This window comes from Actinomadura madurae (assembly GCF_900115095.1).
GTDB classification, from domain to species: Bacteria; Actinomycetota; Actinomycetes; order Streptosporangiales; family Streptosporangiaceae; genus Spirillospora; species Spirillospora madurae.
Window position 1 is genome coordinate 611,898 of the sequence record NZ_FOVH01000003.1, and the last position, 16,609, is coordinate 628,506.

Genomic DNA, 16,609 nt, shown 5'->3' on the forward strand with positions numbered 1-16,609 from the left:
AAAATACAGTACAGGGACCTCCCACCGCGCCGCGGGAGGTCCCTGTAGGTCAGGAGATGCGGTTGGCGCCCGCGTAGTCGGAGCGGTCCGACATGTTGGAGATCTTCACCACATCGCCGGTCTGCGGGGCGTGCAGGTACTTGCCGCCGCCGAGGTAGATGCCCATGTGGTGGAGGTTGCTGCCGAAGTACACGAGGTCGCCGGAGCGCAGGGCGCCGCGCGAGACCTTGGTGCCGAGGCCGAAGAGGTCGCCGGTGTAGTGGGGGAGCCCGGACTTGCCGACCTGGGCGTAGGCCCAGACGACGAGGCCGGAGCAGTCGAAGCTGTTGGGGCCGGCGGCGGCCCACACGTAGGGGCTGCCGAGCTTGGTGAGGGCCTTGCGGGCCATCTTCGCGGGGAGCCCGGAGCCCTTCACGGTGGCGGTGAGGCCGCTGCGGGGGTCGCGGACGTGCGTGGTGGTCAGCTTGTCGAGGCGCTTCATCACCTCGGCGACCTTGGTCTTGGCCGCCGCGCGGGCCTTCTTGGCGTCCTCCCAGGCCTTCCTGACCTGCGCGGTCCTGGCCTCGGCGGTGCGCTGGGCGGCGTCGGCCTGGTCGATCTGCTTCTTCAGCGCGAGGACGGCGGTGGCCTGGTTCTGCGCGAGGTAGGCGCGGTCGGAGAGGCCTTCCGCCGAGCCGCCGGCGCCGAAGATGACGTCGGGGCCGCCGGCCATGTAGTTCGCGGCGGCCATCCGCCCGAGCTGCTGGCGGGCGGGTTCGGCGAGGGCGCGCAGGCGTCGCGCCTCCTGGGCGGCGGCCTGCTCGGCCTTGCGCGCCTTGCCGAAGTCGACGCGGGTCTTGTTGTACTTCTCGGTGAGGATCTCGGCTTCTTCGTTCAGCGCGTCGAGGCTCTTGCGCAGGCCCTTCTCCGTCGTCGGCGTCGGGCTCGGTGCGCTCGGCGCGGCGGCGAGCCGGAAGGGCTGCGCGGCGTGGGCGGTGACGGGCGCGGCGGCGCCGAGTCCGATCAGGAGCAGGGTGGCGGCGGTGGCGGGCGTGATGCGCCGCCACCTGCGGGGATCCGGTGCCAAGCCGGTGTTCTCCTCTCCTCGTACGCCTACCGGGTTAGCTGACGGGTTCGGGCCAGGAGTCGCCCTACGACGCGTGCGTCGATTCACCCCAGGGACCTGGGTCCCCGGTTCTCCCGTGCCGGGAGATTCGGCGTCCCGGCCGCAGTCCCGGGGGGTGGGACTCCTGACGACCGGATCTCGGGCAGATTACAAAGGATGAGCAAAGTTGGCCAATCGGGGCTCGTGGTGTCGGTGGTGCGAGCGGCTCGTGGTGGGTGGTACGCACGGCCAAGTAGAATGGGTTCGCCGCGTGTCGGCGGCCACTCCCGAACTCTCACGCAAGGCGAACCCGCATGCCCATCTCCACGCGCGACGACCTCCGGAACGTCGCGATCGTCGCCCACGTCGACCATGGCAAGACGACGCTGGTCGACGCCATGCTCTGGCAGTCCGGGGCCTTCCGCGAGAACCAGGACGTCGACGACCGTGTCATGGACTCCAACGACCTGGAGCGCGAGAAGGGGATCACCATCCTCGCGAAGAACACGGCGGTGAAGCACAACGGGCTGACGATCAACATCATCGACACCCCCGGCCACGCCGACTTCGGCGGCGAGGTCGAGCGCGGGCTGTCCATGGTGGACGGCGTCGTCCTGCTGGTGGACGCCAGCGAGGGCCCGCTCCCGCAGACCCGGTTCGTGCTGCGCAAGGCGCTCGCCGCGCGGCTGCCGGTGATCCTGGTCGTGAACAAGACCGACCGCCCCGACGCCCGCATCGCCGAGGTCGTGGACGAGACGTACGAGCTGTTCATGGACCTCGACGCCGACGAGGACCAGATCGACTTCCCGATCGTGTACGCGTCGGGGCGCGCCGGGCGGGCGTCGCTGGAGCAGCCCGCCGACGGCGCCATGCCGGACTCGGGCGACCTGGAGCCGCTGTTCAAGGTCATCACCGAGACGATCCCGGCGCCGGCCTACGACCCGGACGCGCCGCTGCAGGCGCACGTGACGAACCTGGACGCCTCCAGCTACCTCGGCCGGATCGCGCTGTGCCGGGTGCACGCCGGCACGATCAAGAAGGGCCAGCAGGTCGCGTGGTGCCGGCACGACGGCAGCATCGAGCGGGTGAAGATCACCGAGCTGCTGATGACCGACGCGCTCGCCCGCAAGCCGGCCGAGGCGGCCGGTCCCGGCGACATCATCGCGATCGCCGGCATCCCGGAGATCATGATCGGCGACACCATCGCCGACCCGGACGACCCGCGCCCGCTGCCGCTGATCACGGTGGACGAGCCGGCGATCTCCATGACGATCGGCACCAACACCGGGCCGATGGCCGGGCGCGAGAAGGGCACCAAGGTCACCGCCCGGATGGTCAAGGACCGGCTGGACCGCGAGCTCGTCGGCAACGTGTCGATCCGGGTGCTGCCGACCGAGCGTCCGGACGCGTGGGAGGTGCAGGGCCGCGGGGAGCTGGCCCTGGCGATCCTCGTCGAGAACATGCGCCGCGAGGGCTACGAGCTGACCGTCGGGAAGCCGCAGGTCGTGGCGAAGACCATCGACGGGAGGAAGCACGAGCCGGTCGAGCGGCTCACCGTCGACATCCCCGAGGAGCACCTCGGCGCGGTCACGCAGCTGATGGCGGTCCGCAAGGGCCGCATGGAGCACATGACGAACCACGGCACCGGCTGGGTCCGGATGGAGTTCCTCGTCCCGGCCCGCGGCCTGATCGGGTTCCGCACCGAGTTCATGACCGAGACGCGCGGCACCGGCATGGCGCACCACGTGTTCGAGGACTACGAGCCGTGGTTCGGCGAGCTGCGCACCCGCCCGTCCGGGTCGCTGGTCGCCGACCGGACCGGCGCCGCGACCGCGTACGCGATCACGAACCTGCAGGAGCGCGGCACGTTCTTCGTGGGGCCGACCACCGAGGTGTACGAGGGCATGATCGTCGGGGAGAACTCCCGCTCCGACGACATGGACGTCAACATCACCAAGGAGAAGAAGCTCACGAACATGCGGTCGTCCACCGGCGACGAGCTGGAGCGCCTGACCCCGCCGCGGCACCTGTCGCTGGAGGAGGCGCTGGAGTTCTGCCGCGAGGACGAGTGCGTGGAGGTCACCCCGACGGCCGTCCGGCTGCGCAAGGTCGTGCTGGACGCCAAGGAGCGCGAGCGCACCCGCGCCCGCACCAAGCGGGCCGGCTGACCTAGAGACCAGGCGTTACGGCGGACCGACGTTCCGGCTGTCCGCGGCGGACCGAGCTTTCCGGCCGACCGAACGCCGAAGGGGCGGGGGCCGTCTGGTACCGGACGGCCCCCGTTCGCGTGCACAGGGGCGCGACGGCGGCGGCCCCGGGGATCGGATGATCCCCGGGGCCGCCGTTCGCCGTGGTGGGCCGTCAGTTGAGCTGGACGGTCCCGGTGACGTCGGCGGCCAGGCGGAGCTGGTCGCCGTCGCGGAGCGGGGCCTCCACGCCGCGGGGGAGGCGCTCGCCGTTGACGAACGTCCCGTTGGTGGAGCCCTCGTCCCGGACCCAGGCCGTCCCGGACGGGTCGAGCCACACCGTCGAGTGGCGCCGCGACACGTTGTCGTACTGCGTGAACGTGGCGGCCACCGGCGACTGGCCCGCGTCCCGGCCGAGCACCAGGTGCTGGCCGACGGAGACCTTGAGCTCGCCCGTGGGGAACTGGACGCGCAGGACCGGCGTGCCCTTCTGCGGCAGCGGACGCAGGCACGAGTCGCACTGCGCGGCGCCGGGGTTGCTCAGCACGGCCTCGCAGTACGGGCACATGAACGCCGTGCTGTCGGGCGCGGGCGGGCGCTGCTGGTTCTGCTCGTGCGGCAGCAGCGTCGCCTCACGGCCGTGCGGCGGCAGCGGCGGCTGGCCCCCCATCTGAGGCTGGGGCGGCTGGCCGTACTGCGGCTGCTGCTGCGGGCCGCCGAACTGGTCGTTGGGACCGGGCTGCGGGACGCCGTACTGCTCCTGCGGCTGGCCGTACTGCGGCTGCGGTGGCTGCCCGAACTGGTCCTGCTGCTGCGGTTGCCCGTACTGGTCCTGCTGGGGCGGCTGGCCGTACTGGTCCTGCTGGGGCGGTTGCCCGTACTGGTCCTGCTGCGGCTGCTGCTGGTAGGGGTCGGGAGCCGGAGGCTGCTGCTGTTGCGGAGCGCCCCACTGGTCCTGGGGCTGCTGCTGTTGCTGCTGCGGCATGCCCCACGGGTCCTGCGGCTGCTGCGGCTGGGGCGGCCCTCCGTGCTGGCCCGGACCGGGCTGGCCCTGTCCGTACTGCCCCTGCCCCTGCTCGGGCTGCCCGCCGTACTGAGGCTGCCCGCCGTACTGAGGCTGTCCGTACTGGCCCTGCCCCTGCTGCTCGGCGGGCTGCTGCTGGGGCATGGGCGGCCCCCAGGCGTCCGGTTGCTGCTGCTGCTGTTGCTGCTGCGGCGGGCCCCACGGGTCCGGCTGCTGCGCGGATGGCTGCTGAGGCTGCTGCTGGTACGGGTCGGCCTGCTGAGGCTGCCCGTACTGGGGCTGGCCGTGCTGCGGCTGCCCGTGCTGCGGGGCGCCGTACGGCTGGCCCTGCTGCGGACCCGGCGGCGGGGGGACCCGTTGCTGGTCGTACCCGCCCGGACCCGGCTGGGGCGCGCCGCCACCGGCGCGCGCGAGGTTGGCCCCGCAGCTCATGCAGAGCAGATCGCCCGGCTGGAACGGTTCGTCACAGACCGGACAGTTCAAGGTCGCCATGACACATCCCCCGAGCGCACCCCGGCGCGGTCGAGCCTCGACGTGAGGTGCTCCATGTCCCCTCTTCGCGGGATCCCGATGTAGTACACCCGCCTTCCCTCCGGCCCTTCGTCCACGGACACCTGTACTCGGGGCCCTCTTCCTTCTCCAGTGTTCCCGACGCCGGCCACCGCTTCGTACCGTTCGCGTCCCAGCGGGGACAGCGGCACGACGCGCTGGTTGGCCGACCCCCTCCAGAGTAGAGAGCCCTCCCCGGAGTGTCGCCCCCCCGGGTTGAGCCGGTCGACGTACGGCCCGGTGATCACGGCGTCACACATGCCCAGGATCTCGCGCATCTCGGTGGTGCGCGAGAGCCGAGAGTAGACATATCCGCTGTAAACCAATATGTCCAACGCAATCGTCTCACGGCCGCGGGTGTCCTGCCACGTGCGGATACCGCGCAGCAGGGCGGCCAGTGCGGCCGGCTGCTGGAACGGCTCACCGCCCGAGATGGTCACCCCGTCGACCGGTTCCGGCAGGGACGCGAGCCATCCTAGAACCGCCTCGACCGGCACGGCCCTACCCGGGTCGGCCTCCCAGGTGTCACGCGACAGGCAGCCGTGGCAGTGCAGCGTGCAGCCCTGCGTCCAGATGCCCGCCCGGGTGCCGGGGCCGAGTGTGGTCACCGGATAGTGCGCCTTGGCGAGCAGCAGCGTCTCTCCGGCGCCCGCCCCGGCCGCCCCGCCCCCCGCGCCGCCGACGCCGCCCGCCCGTCCCGCGCGTTCCGGGCTCACTGGAGGTCCAGATGGACGATGCTGCCCTCGCGCCGGATCCCGGTCACCGTGATCTTCTCGTCCGGGACGAGCTCCCGGTCGAACAGCGCGCGCGCCAGCGGGTTGACGAAGTGCGACTCCAGCGCCATGCCGATGCCGCGCCCGCCCTTGTCCAGCTCCTCGGTGCACCACGCGCGGAGCGTCTGCAGGGCGTCCCCCTTCACCGCGAGGAGGAGCCGGTGCTCGTCGGTGACCCGCCGGCAGATGTTCGCGAACTGGAGGTCGAAGATCTTGTGCGCGGCCTCGCCGGAGATGAAGTCGAACACCACGATGTTGTCGCCGAACCGGTTGAGCAGCTCCGGCCGGTTCAGCACCTCGGTGAAGTGGTCGGCGACGGCGCCCTTGATCCGCTGCTCGACCTCGTCGTAGGCCATCCCGGGTGTGATGTTCTGCACACGGTCCGGCGGCGTGTACCCGGACCCGTCGCGGGTGGTGAGGTCCCGGCCCGGCACGAACATCCCGAGGTTCGAGGTGAAGATCAGGATCGACTCGGAGAAGTGCACGGTGTTGCCGCGCCCGTCGGTGAGCCGGCCGTCCTCCAGGATCTGCAGGAACTTGTCCAGGATCCGCGGGTGCGCCTTCTCGATCTCGTCGAAGAGGATCACCCGGAACGGGTCCTCGCGGACGGCGTTGGTCAGCTCGCCGCCCGCCTCGTGGCCCACGTACCCGGGCGGCGACCCGATCAGCCGGTCGCCGGAGCCCTCGCCGGAGAACTCGCTCATGTCGAAGCGCAGGTAGGCCGACTCGTCCCCGAACACCAGCTCGGTGATCGCCTTGGCCAGCTCCGTCTTGCCGGTCCCGGTCGGGCCGGCGAAGAACAGCACGCCGCGCGGGCGGCTGCCGGACCGGGTCGCCTGCGCCCCCGACAGCCCGAGCACCGCCCGCTTGAGGATGTCGAGGGTCTTGGTGACCGCCTGCGGCTGCCCGATCACCCGCTCGGGGACGCGCTTCTCCCCCTCCAGCACCCGGCGCCGCAGATGGCCGCGGCTCCACGGGTTGTCGAGGACGCCGAGCTTGTAGGTGCGGACCGCGTCGGGCAGGTCGGCGAGGTCGACGTTGCGCTCCTTCGCCAGCCGGGTCACCTCGATCATCGACTGCAGGGTGAGCCCGTCGGCCTGCTCGGCGAACGCGTCGCACGCCGCCGCCGCCACCTCGTCGGACCCGACGTCGCTGATCCCGAACGCGCGGGCCAGCAGCCGCGCCGTCTCCTGCCGGTCGCCGAGGTGCGGCCGCGGGATCGTGATCTCGCGGATGGTGTCGTTGTCGGCCGTCAGCCACGGCGGCAGGTCGCCCGGCCGCTCCACCAGCCAGATGATCGGGTTGTAGAGCGGCTTCGGCCGGGGCCCCGTCACCCGGACGGGACGGGCGGTGCGCGACAGCTTCGCGGCGAACCGGAAGAAGTCGCGCTCGGCCGGCTCCAGGTCCGTCGGGGTGCGGGCGATCCGGGACGCCGAGTCGATCACGAACGCGGCGCGCACGTTCTCCTTGGGACGGGCGACCGCGGCCAGGTGCCGGGTCAGCCCCTCCAGCGACGGCTTCTCGTCCGCCTTGATCTTGCCGATCAGCGTCTCGGCCGCCTGCGCCGCCTCGTCCGACCCCTCCGGGTAGACCTGCACGCCGTCCACCGGGTCGTACACGACCATGCAGGACGCGCCGCTGGACCGCAGCGTCTCCCACAGCAGCCCGCGCAGCGGCAGCAGCCGCGCCGGGCCGCCGCCCTCCGTCGGCGGCGCCAGGAAGCTGTCGTACAGGTTCCCGGACAGCACGTACTGCGAGTGCACCGACAGGGTCGCGTCCAGCTCGCGGATGAACGGCGGCCAACCCTGCAACCGCCCCCCCAGGGTCGGCGAATCAATGCTCATGCCCGCTCTACTCCCACCTGCCGGCACCCCTGCATCTCACTTGTGACGCTCGCGGGAGCGTTCGCGTTGGCCGGTACGGCCCCTAGTCTGCCGTGCCCCCTCCGAAACCGGCAGCTCACGCACGCCCGGGTCCAGCCGCCAGGCGACGTCCGAGCGGATCCCCGCGTCCGCCAGGCGCGCCCGCGCGGCCTCGAACGCCTCGCACCACTCCCGCTCCCGCTCGACGTCCAGCCGCCGGTCGTCCTCGCTCTCGGCGGGGCGCTCGCGCACCATCGACGCCCGGACGTGCGCGTCGTCGACGCGCATCCGCACGCTGTGGTCCGGCCAGGCGCCCTTCGTCAGCGTCACGGTGCCGTCCTCGGCCGTCAGCGTCTCGAACCCGGCCTGCACCTCGTACCCCATGTCCTCGAACGCGGCGGTGATCGATCCGAGCACGTACCGGCGCTCGGCCTCGGCCTGCTCGGCGGCGTCCCGCTCGGCCGCCCGCCGCCGTTCCTCGTCCCGGCGCTCCCGGACGCGGTCGTTCGCGGCCTGGATCCGCAGCCGCACCTCCTGCAGGACGTCCTCCGCCTCCTCCGGCGTCCCGATCCCGGCCAGCAGCCGCGCCGCCTCGACCACGGCCCGCCGCTCGGCCTCCCCGGCGTCGGGCAGCAGCCGCGCCATGATCCGTTCGAGGTGTTCCCGGACGTCCTCCCGCGGTGGCGGGGGCGCGTCCCGTCCGGTGCCGGTCTGGAGGCCCTCCGCGGGGACCTCGAAGATCTGCGTGCCGACCTGCGCGGCGAGATGCTCGGACAGGCGCCGCTCGGCCTCGTCCAGGACGGGGTCGGTGGCGGCGCACCAGGCCGTCAGCTCCTCGGGGGACCGGTCGGCCAGGTCGAGCGCGTCCGGCACCGCGACGTCCGCGCCGATCTTCGCGCGGGTCCCGGCCAGCGCGGCGATGCGCGCGTTGCGCTCCACGGCCTCCCGCAGCGCCCGCTCGTGCGTCTCCACCTCGGCGAGGGCGGCCGCGCGCGCCTCGGCCCGCCCGGCGGCGAGCGCGGCCAGCGCCTCCGCGCCGCGCCCGGCCAGCCCGGCGCCGTGGCCGAGGACGCGGTTCATGCCGAGGCTGAGCACGACCGCCGCGTCCAGGGCGATGTCCGCGTCGATCCCGCTGCTCAAGGGGCCCCTCCGTTCGTCCGTGCCCGCCGCCACTGGTGCAGCCGCACCCCCGCCGCGACGGCGTGTGCGGCGGAGGCGATGACGAGGGCGAGCACCCACAGCGGGCTCGCGATCGACGTCACCGCCGCGATGAGGAGAAGGACGAGCAGCAGCGGAACGACCCCGGCGATGAGCAGGAACCCGCAGCCGCGCCGCCCGGTGCGCTGCGCCGCGCCCGACATCGTCTGGGACGCCTTGGACAGCCCGCGCCCGCCCGCGCCGAGGATGCCGGAGAGCATCGCCCACGGCCCCTCGGGAAGGTAGTCCGCGCCCTGCGTGCGCGCGACCATCACCTCGCTGCCGCACTGCACCCCCCAGGCGAGCACGGAGAGAACGGCGAGGACGCCGAAGGAGAGCCCGGAGGACGAGGTGTGCAGGCCGACCGACGTCGTCCCGCTGTCGTCGCCTCCACCGCCGAACAGGGAACCGACGACCCAGCTCCCCACGAGCCAGAGAAGGAGGAACGGCAGGGTCAGCAGGACGGCCTTGGCCACGGCCGCGTTGCGTCCGGCGAGCCGCCGCCGTTCCCGGTCGGCCCACTGGCCGCGCAGCGCCTCGTCGCGCTGCTCGGCGGCGAGCCGCTCGCGGGCCTGGGACTCGCTCTCCATGACGGCCTCGGGCGCGGCGCGCGTCACCGCGAGCAGCCGCAGCGGGTCGTCGCCGGCCCCGTCCGCCATCCAGGCGAACCACGGGACCCGCCCGGAGACCGACGCCCGCGCCCGCTCCGCGCCCTCGGCGATCAGCCGGTGGGTCTCCGCCGGGCGCGCCGCCAGGGCGAGCAGCGTGAGCAGGACGACCGGCGGCTCCTCCGCCTCGGCGTCCGGCAGCCGCCGCGCGAGGCCCGCCGGGGTGGCCTCCTGGTCGCGCAGCCAGCGGGCCAGGTCGTCCCACGCCGGCACGTGGGCGCGCCACTGGTCGTCGGCGCGGGGCAGATCCTCGCCGCCCGCGAATCCTGCCAGCACGTGCAGCAGGTGGTGCTCCCACAGGGCCCGCCCGATGAGGCAGGCGGCGCGGTGGTCGGGATGCCGCGGATCCGCGGCCAGGGCCGCCAGGCCGGGCAGGTCGGCGGCGGTGATCCGCCGCCCGAGGAAGTGCGGGGGCAGCGCGGGGTCGAGCCACCGCACCAGGTGCAGGAGCTTCACGTCGGGCGGCAGCGTCGTCATGAGGTGGCCGTCGACGAGCCCGATGCGGCTGTCGTCCGGCACCTCGGCGAGCCACTCCCGCAGGCTCCGCCATGCCTCGCCCGACTCGCCGCGCCCGAAGAAGTACTGCGCGGCGTGGTCCCAGTCGTCGACGAGCGCGCGGGCCAGCTCGCCCCGGTCGGAGTAGCGCCGTCCTCGGAAGGGGAGCCCGTCGCCGGTGTCCGCCTGGACGCTCTCCTCGGCGACCTGGGGCGACCCCCCGTCCAGCCACTCCTGGACCTGCCGGCCCGTCCACCTCCTGCGCGGGTCGCGGGTCAGGAGCCCCTGGCACAGCAGCCGCAGCCTCGGATCGGCGACCTCGTCCGCGCTGACGGGACGCGTCGCCAGATGGTCGACCACGACGGTCTCGCTCAACCCCTGGAACGGCGCCCGGCCGGTCGCCAGCTCCCGGACGATCATGCCGAGCGACCACCAGTCGCGGGCCGGCGACACCTGGCCCGACAGCGACTCCGGGGCCGCGTAGGCCAGCGTCCGCGACGACGACGCGAACACCACGCTCTGGTCGAGGACCTTGCTCAGCCCGAAGTCGGCGATCGCCAGCCGCACCGGCTCGGCCGACAGGACCAGCACGTTCTCGGGCTTGAGGTCCCGGTGGACGATCCCCGCCCGGTGCAGCGCCGCCAGCCCGGCCGCGAGCTGCGCCGCGATCTCGCCGACCGTGCCCTCGGGAAGCGGTCCCTCCTGCATGAGCGTCCGCAGGTTGCCGTCCGGCGCGTAGGCGGCGACCTCGTAGTCGCGCCCGTCCGCGTGCCCCGTCTCCAGGATGCGGAGGACGTGCGGCGAGTCCAGCGCGGGCAGCTTCGCCCACACCTCCCGGTCGGCGCGGTACCCGCGGCGGAAGATCTTCGCCACGAAGTCGGCGCCCTGCTCGTCCCGCACGAGCAGCAGGTCCGACTCGGCGCCCTGCACGGGCAGCTCCGCGACGACCGCGTACCGCTCGCCGAGCACGGCCGGGAGCCGGATCAGCGGGTCGCCGGGCTCCGCCCCCTCCCGCCGGGTCTCCGACGCCCCCCGCGGGCCGGGCACCCGCGCGTCCCGCCGCGTCGTCCCGGCGTCGCGGTGCGTGTCCCGCGGCGGGGTGCCGCCGGAGCCTGGTCCGTACTGGTCCACTGGCCGTCCCGTCTAGCGCTTGTCCTTGATGGCGCGCAGGTACTCGCTGATCTTGAACTGGTTGATGACGAACTCCAGGACGATGCGGGTCGCCAGCAGCAGGAAGAACCACAGGAACGGGGCCGTGAGGATGAGCAGGTAGCCGAACGCCGAGCCCTGGTCCAGCCAGTCCAGCCCGTACCCGGCCAGCAGCAGCGCCAGCATGGTGTACGGGACCAGCGAGAGCAGGTAGATGATCTTGACCACCTTGACGGTGACCATGTGGTCGAAGCTCAGGTCGAAGAGCGCTCCCAGCACCCCTTTGCGCTCCGGACCCGGTGGGGGAGGGGCCCACCCCTGCTGCTGGTACTGGGGCCCCGCCGCGGGCCCTCCGGGGTCCGCCGGGCCGGCCGGACGCGGGACGGGGCCGGGGCCCGGACCAGGGCCGGGACCGGGGCCGGAGGGCTGCGCCCCGGGCGGGGGGCCGTAGGGGCCGCCCGGCCCTCCGGGCGCCGGCGGGCGCGAGGGCTGACCGGGATCTGAAGGGTGCGTCATCGCCGTCGTCTCCAGTTAGGGGCGCCTACAGGAAGACTCTAGAGCCTGCCCCCGTTCCCACGCCGGAACGGACGCCACGCGCCCGGCGTCATGGACGGCCGGGACAGGCCCTTGTCACCCGGCGGACGCGCCGGCCGGGCCGCGCGGCGGCGGTGGGCCGCGGCCCCTGGGCACTACACCGGGAATCCCTCTCCGGCAAGGGCCCGGCACTCGCCATCACCGAGTCCCGGAATTCCCATGCGTCTCACCGGTCACAACAAGACGAACGATTTTCAACTAATTCTTGACGAGAAGGGATTGGGGGACCCATGTCCAGGGCCCTAGGACCTATTCTCTGGCCGACTGTGGACTTTCGGGCCGTCGTTGATCAGCTACCGCACCTTCGGGAGAATGGCCAGGTGACGGTGCTCTCGGGATGTGAAGTGGCACGCTCCACTCGGGTCCGGGTGCACCCGGGCCGCCGCAGGTCGCCCCCCGGCCGGGGTCGCGCGGGTGGCACCCCGCGACCGTCCCATGTCAAGGTGGCCGCCTTGAGATTCCTCGAACTCGTCACCCGCTCAGGGGAACCTGGGCAATGCCTGAGGCATCGAACAATGCGATGCTCCCGGCCTGAATGTGGGTCACCCCCGCCGGAAGGACTAATCGCTTGAGTGGTGACAACTGTGGTGACTATTGTCAGCGTACTCGTTATCGGGCGAATAGGTCGTCTGTCGCTGGTCCGCTGTTCAGGACGGAAGGGATCCCCCCGGTGAAGCCCGAAGATCATCCGAGGCGCCCGTGACTGCGGTGGTGCTGGTCGGTGACTTTCCCAGCACGGGCATTCTGCAGGCCACCGTGGCCCAGCGGGTGAGCACGGGCGGACCGGACGACGGAGGCCCGCCCGCCTTCATCGACCAGATGGCGCACGCCATCCGGCAGCGCGGCACCGTGCTGGTGCTCTATCCGGCCTGGAAGAAGACGGGCGCGCAGCGGCTGGTCCGCCTGGCGCGATCGGCGATGCTCACCGACCGCATCGCCGGACTGGCGCTGGACGTCCCGCCGCTCGCGCTGTCGCTGATCGCCGACCAGCTGGCGTTCGCGTCGTCCTATGCCAGGCCGGGCGTCCTCGCGAGCCTGGCCCAGCGGCTCTGCGAGAACGTGCAGGCGGGCGCGTGGGTGAACAGCGTGGCGCGGATGGAGCACATCAAGACCGGTCTCGGGGCGCACGTCTCGTCGTACCTGCCCGGCGCCGGTTTCGCGGTGTCGACGACCCCGCACGCGGCGGTGCACCGGATCAGCTCGGCCAAGCCCGTGGTGGAGCAGATGTTCCGGCCCGCCGACCCGGTTCTGATGCTGTACGGCGACGTGAACGGCGACCTCGACTGGCTGCAGAACAGGCTGCGGCCGACGCTCGGGGCGGCCTCGGTGACGGCCGTCGCGCCCCAGCCGCTGAGCGCGGAGTACTGGGGCACGAAGAAGTACACCGAGTTCGTCGCGTTCAGCGGTCATCCGCAGGCACTGCAGAGCCTGCTGGCCGGTTCGCTGTACGCGCCGTGCGGCTGGTGCGGCGAACCGACCGCCCTGCCCGAGTGCCCCTTCTGCTTCATGGTGCAGACGGCGCACGCGCCGGCCGCCCCCCAGGGGCCGTCGCAGGGGCCGTCGCAGCCCCCGTCGCAGTCCCCGCCGCCGGTCCAGCCCCAGCCCGGGCCACCGGTGCAACCCCAACCCCAGCCCCGGCCGCCGGCGTTCCGGCAGTCGGCCCCTCAGCCGGTCCAGCCGCCGGCTCCCCAGCCGGTCCAGCCGCCGGCCGCCCAGCCCCCGAACACGCCCCCGACCACGCCCCCGTCTCCGGTCCAGCCCGACCACGTGGAGGCGCCGCCCACGCGACCGCAGGTCCCGCACCGTCAGGGGCGTCCGCAGCCGGCGCCGCCGCCGGGCCCGCACCCTCCGCGGCCGCAGTCGTCCCAGCCCCGCGATCCGCGGGCGGCCTCCCCGGCTCAGGCCGCCGGAGACTCGCCCGCACCGGCCCGCAGGGAACCCGTCCTGGCGGCGCCGGTCGGTCCGCACCTGGGCGCGAGGGGCCATGACGCCCCCGAATCGGGCGTGGACACCATCGAAGAGGCGGACCGCACGCGCGTGCAGATGCCTCCCGGCTCATGGGGCAGTGCCGCCGCGCCCGGTGATCATCGGACCGGCGGAACGGAAAATCCCACGGGAAAAACGGAAACGACCGAACCCGCCGACGATGAGGCGCGTCCATCCAAGCACACGACGTCCATCGAAACGCTCCTGAACGACTCCCAGCCCCCACGGTCCGCGGCGTCGGACCCCCCGCCCGAGCGGATGCCGACCCCCGACGACGAGTGGCGCACCGGCACCGTCGCCTTCCGGCCGCAGCCCCGCCGGTAAAGCCTCCCGACCCCCTGATGAGAAAGCGAGTCCCATGAACCCGCGCCAGCGACGTGGAGTTCTGCTGATGATCTTGGCTGCGCTCGGCGCCGTTGCCGTGTTCATCAGCATCATCGGATATGTCGGCTCCGTTCGGGCCGAGGTCGGCGTGAAGACCGACGTGCTCCAGCTCAAGCGCAACATCCCGGCCTTCAGCCCGGTGACCGCGGACGACCTCAACCGCATCCAGGTGCCGAAGAAATGGTCGCCGAACACGATGGTGACCGACCTGTCCCAATTGGAGGGAAAGGTCGCCGCGGCCGACCTCCTGGCGGGGTCCTTCCTGCAGACCGGGATGATCGTCCCGGGCCCGACCCTGCAGCCCGGCCAGCGCGAAATCGCGATCATGATCGACGCGGAGACGGGCGTGGCCGGCAAGGTCCACGAGGGGATGCCGGTCGACATCTACGCCACCTACCAGGCGCAGAAGGGCAACGCGCAGCAGTCCTGCGCGGCGCGGATCGTCAGGGCGGCCCGGGTCATCCAGATCGGCCAGGAGACGCAGGTCAAGGACGCCAAGAACAGCTCGGTGACGGAGTCCCAGGTGCCGATCACGTTCGCGCTCAGCGCCGCGGACAGCCTGAAGCTCACCCGTGAGGAGAGCTTCGCCGAGAAGATCAGGCTCGCCCTCATCGGCGGATCGGGGACGGGCGTCGACGGCGTCAAGCTCCCGCCGGTCTGCGAAACCGTCCCGGCGAGGTGAGGCCGCATGACCATCCAAGTCCTCCTCGGCGTCGAGGACCGTGATCTCGCCGCCTCGCTCACCGGCCAGTTCCGCGAGCTTCCGGACATCAAGATCATCGCGGTCGAGGCGTCGTCCAACCATCTCGCGAGCACGGTCGCGACCGTCCCGCAGCTCGACGTGGTGCTCGTGCACCAGGGGCTCGGGCCGCTGCCGGCCCTGGACCTCATCCGCGACCTGGTCGTCCGGCAGCCGCAGCTCGCGGTCATCCTGATCGCGGACGAGGCGACCGCGGAGACCCTGTCGGGGGCGATGGCCGCCGGCGCCCGCGGCGTGATCTCCAACGAGCCGACGCTGTCGGAGCTGCAGAGCCGCATCCACCAGGCGGCGGAGTGGTCGCGCACGATGCGCAGCCACTTCACCGGCGCCGACGTCGCGGGGCAGAGCGGCCGGCTGGCCCGGCTCGTGACGCTGTGCGGCGCCAAGGGCGGCGTCGGCACGACGACCCTGGCGATCCATCTCGCCATCGCCGCGAGCAGCGTGGGGCAGAAGGTCTGCCTGGTCGACATGGACCTGCAGAACGGCGACATCCCCGGCTACCTGGACGTCCAGCACCGGCACAGCATCGCCGACCTCGCGGCGGCCGCCGGCGACCTGGACGGCGCGGTGGTCGCCGAGGCGCTGTTCGTCCACCCGTCGGGCCCGCACCTGCTGCTGGCGCCCGGGCACGGCGAGGACGCCGAGGAGATCTCCGCGCGGGCCGTGCGCCAGATCCTCACCGTGGTCCGGTCCCGGTACGACATCGTGATCGTGGACGGCGGGACGCACCTCGCCGACGCCAACGCGATGGCGGTGGAGCTCGCCGACGAGGCGGTCATCGTCGCCACGCCGGACGTGCCCGCGCTGCGCTCCGCCCGGCGGCTCGCGCGGATGTTCGCGCGGCTCGCGATCCGCAAGGAGGAGGAGCTGAGCGTCCTGCTGACGCGGCAGGACAGGCGCAACGAGATCCAGCCCGACCTGGCCAAGAAGATGGTCGGCTCGCCGCTGCGCGGCGTGACGGTGCCGGCGGGCTTCCGCGCGCTGGAGGAGGCCGCGAACACCGGGTCGCCCGCCGCGGTCAAGAACTCCGACTTCCGCAAGGCGATCGGCAAGGCCGCCGCGGACCTCGGCCTGCTCGGCGCCGCCCCCGCGCCGGACGCGGCCCACCCGGTGCCGCTGCAGAAGTCGGGCGACCGCGGCGCCGCCGCGGTGGAGTTCGCCGGGCTGTTCCCGCTCATCATGCTGGTGTTCCTGCTGGTGTGGCAGGTCGTGCTGGTCGGGCTCACCTCCACCTACTCGAGCCACGCGGCGAACGAGGCCGCGCGGGCGGTGGCCGTGATCGGCTACGACAAGCGCGACACCCCGGAGGCGAGGGCCAACCGGGAGGAGGTGCGGCGCCGCGCGATCAGCCGCATCAGGGGCGACTGGAAGGACCGCGACCACCTCACGATCAACGTCGTGAACGGCTACGCGGTGGTCACCATCGACACCCCGATCCTGATCCCCGGGCTCCGCAGCTCGTGGGGCATCCAGACCAGAACCAAGATCGTTGACGAGGGTGAGGGGTGACGCACGTGGCCGCGCACGACTTCCGGCGCCGGGGCGACTCCGGCGCGGTGGCGCTCGAGTACGCGGGCACGGTGCCCCTCGCGTTCTTCGTCATCTTCCTCGCGTTCCAGGCGTACGTCTCGTTCACCACCGTGTCCCGCGTGGAGAACATCGCGCGCACCGGGGCCCGGGAGGCCGGCCAGCGGTACGAGCCGGGCCTGTGCGTCCAGTACGCCAACAGCGTCCGGCCGGCCTGGCTGAACGACTACAAGATCGAGGGCGGGAGGACCAAGGTGGCCGACGGCGACGCCGTCTACTGCCACGTGGAGGCCAAGCTTCCGATCATCTGGAAGGGCATCCCCCTCGACTACACCGTGACCCGCACCGTCACCATGCCGCTGGGATAGCAG

General features: G+C 72.6%; 13 protein-coding genes and 1 riboswitch. Of the genes, 6 read left to right on the forward strand and 7 right to left on the reverse strand.

Annotated elements, in window-relative coordinates; genetic code table 11:
• Positions 1 to 49: 49 nt before the first annotated feature.
• On the reverse strand, positions 50 to 1,066 hold the full coding sequence (locus BM339_RS12235) for a C40 family peptidase (RefSeq protein WP_021598481.1): 1,017 nt from the start codon (positions 1,064 to 1,066) through the stop codon (positions 50 to 52).
• 7 nt (positions 1,067 to 1,073) lie between these two features.
• Positions 1,074 to 1,209, reverse strand: a riboswitch (cyclic di-AMP (ydaO/yuaA leader).
• A gap of 189 nt (positions 1,210 to 1,398) precedes the next feature.
• Between BM339_RS12235 and typA the strand changes: the two genes are divergently transcribed.
• Entirely contained in the window at positions 1,399 to 3,252 is a 1,854-nt protein-coding gene (gene typA, locus BM339_RS12240; protein WP_021598480.1) for a translational GTPase TypA, read from the forward strand.
• Between the two features lie 193 nt (positions 3,253 to 3,445).
• Here the strand turns inward: typA and BM339_RS49750 are convergent, their stop codons facing one another.
• Positions 3,446 to 3,940 (reverse strand): FHA domain-containing protein, encoded by a 495-nt coding sequence (locus BM339_RS49750; RefSeq protein ID WP_161791066.1) that lies wholly within the window; start codon positions 3,938 to 3,940, stop codon positions 3,446 to 3,448.
• Here BM339_RS49750 and BM339_RS49755 point away from each other — a divergent pair.
• Positions 3,911 to 4,870, forward strand: a complete 960-nt coding sequence (locus BM339_RS49755) for a hypothetical protein (RefSeq protein ID WP_161791065.1) — start codon at positions 3,911 to 3,913, stop codon at positions 4,868 to 4,870. The two genes, BM339_RS49750 and BM339_RS49755, sit on opposite strands and share 30 nt — an antisense overlap.
• Here BM339_RS49755 and BM339_RS12250 read toward each other — a convergent pair.
• Genes BM339_RS12250 through BM339_RS51265 form a run of 5 tightly spaced genes read right to left on the reverse strand, consistent with a single transcriptional unit; the run spans position 4,774 to position 11,266 of the window.
• The gene (locus BM339_RS12250) at positions 4,774 to 5,559 is read right to left on the reverse strand and encodes a 4Fe-4S single cluster domain-containing protein (RefSeq protein WP_256255314.1); all 786 of its coding nucleotides are present in this window, start codon (positions 5,557 to 5,559) and stop codon (positions 4,774 to 4,776) included. The two genes, BM339_RS49755 and BM339_RS12250, sit on opposite strands and share 97 nt — an antisense overlap.
• Entirely contained in the window at positions 5,556 to 7,460 is a 1,905-nt protein-coding gene (locus BM339_RS12255; RefSeq protein WP_024936699.1) for an AAA family ATPase, read from the reverse strand. Before BM339_RS12255 ends, BM339_RS12250 begins: the two co-directional genes overlap by 4 nt.
• Positions 7,461 to 7,496: 36 nt before the next feature.
• The gene (locus tag BM339_RS12260) at positions 7,497 to 8,618 is read right to left on the reverse strand and encodes a transcriptional regulator (RefSeq protein WP_024936698.1); all 1,122 of its coding nucleotides are present in this window, start codon (positions 8,616 to 8,618) and stop codon (positions 7,497 to 7,499) included.
• Positions 8,615 to 10,969 carry a serine/threonine-protein kinase gene (locus BM339_RS12265; protein ID WP_075020881.1) on the reverse strand — a complete coding sequence of 785 codons (2,355 nt, stop codon included), beginning with the start codon at positions 10,967 to 10,969 and terminating at the stop codon, positions 8,615 to 8,617. The genes BM339_RS12260 and BM339_RS12265 overlap by 4 nt, the downstream gene beginning before the upstream one ends.
• Before the next feature lie 12 nt (positions 10,970 to 10,981).
• Positions 10,982 to 11,266: a DUF4282 domain-containing protein gene (locus BM339_RS51265; protein WP_052357981.1), complete on the reverse strand. Its 285-nt coding sequence runs from the start codon at positions 11,264 to 11,266 to the stop codon at positions 10,982 to 10,984.
• Between the two features lie 1,014 nt (positions 11,267 to 12,280).
• On the opposite strand from BM339_RS51265, the gene BM339_RS49760 reads away from it, so the two are divergent.
• From BM339_RS49760 to BM339_RS12295, 4 genes are all read left to right on the forward strand, one after another.
• On the forward strand, positions 12,281 to 13,891 hold the full coding sequence (locus BM339_RS49760) for a hypothetical protein (RefSeq protein ID WP_177287678.1): 1,611 nt from the start codon (positions 12,281 to 12,283) through the stop codon (positions 13,889 to 13,891).
• Positions 13,892 to 13,958: 67 nt separating this feature from the next.
• Positions 13,959 to 14,633: a Flp pilus assembly protein CpaB gene (gene cpaB / locus BM339_RS12285; RefSeq protein WP_021594668.1), complete on the forward strand. Its 675-nt coding sequence runs from the start codon at positions 13,959 to 13,961 to the stop codon at positions 14,631 to 14,633.
• A gap of 6 nt (positions 14,634 to 14,639) precedes the next feature.
• Positions 14,640 to 16,220 (forward strand): CpaE/TadZ family protein, encoded by a 1,581-nt coding sequence (locus BM339_RS12290; RefSeq protein ID WP_021594669.1) that lies wholly within the window; start codon positions 14,640 to 14,642, stop codon positions 16,218 to 16,220.
• The gene (locus BM339_RS12295; protein ID WP_075020883.1) at positions 16,217 to 16,606 is read left to right on the forward strand and encodes a TadE/TadG family type IV pilus assembly protein; all 390 of its coding nucleotides are present in this window, start codon (positions 16,217 to 16,219) and stop codon (positions 16,604 to 16,606) included. The genes BM339_RS12290 and BM339_RS12295 overlap by 4 nt, the downstream gene beginning before the upstream one ends.
• Positions 16,607 to 16,609: the final 3 nt, after the last annotated feature.

What these genes read in the sequence shown, in the direction of transcription:
- typA (WP_021598480.1), top strand. Translation starts at nt 1,399, where the DNA reads ATGCCCATCTCCACGCGCGACGACCTCCGGAACGTCGCGATCGTCGCC.
- BM339_RS49750 (WP_161791066.1), bottom strand. Translation starts at nt 3,940, where the DNA reads ATGGGGGGCCAGCCGCCGCTGCCGCCGCACGGCCGTGAGGCGACGCTG.
- BM339_RS12255 (WP_024936699.1), bottom strand. Translation starts at nt 7,460, where the DNA reads ATGAGCATTGATTCGCCGACCCTGGGGGGGCGGTTGCAGGGTTGGCCG.
- cpaB (WP_021594668.1), top strand. Translation starts at nt 13,959, where the DNA reads ATGATCTTGGCTGCGCTCGGCGCCGTTGCCGTGTTCATCAGCATCATC.
- BM339_RS12290 (WP_021594669.1), top strand. Translation starts at nt 14,640, where the DNA reads ATGACCATCCAAGTCCTCCTCGGCGTCGAGGACCGTGATCTCGCCGCC.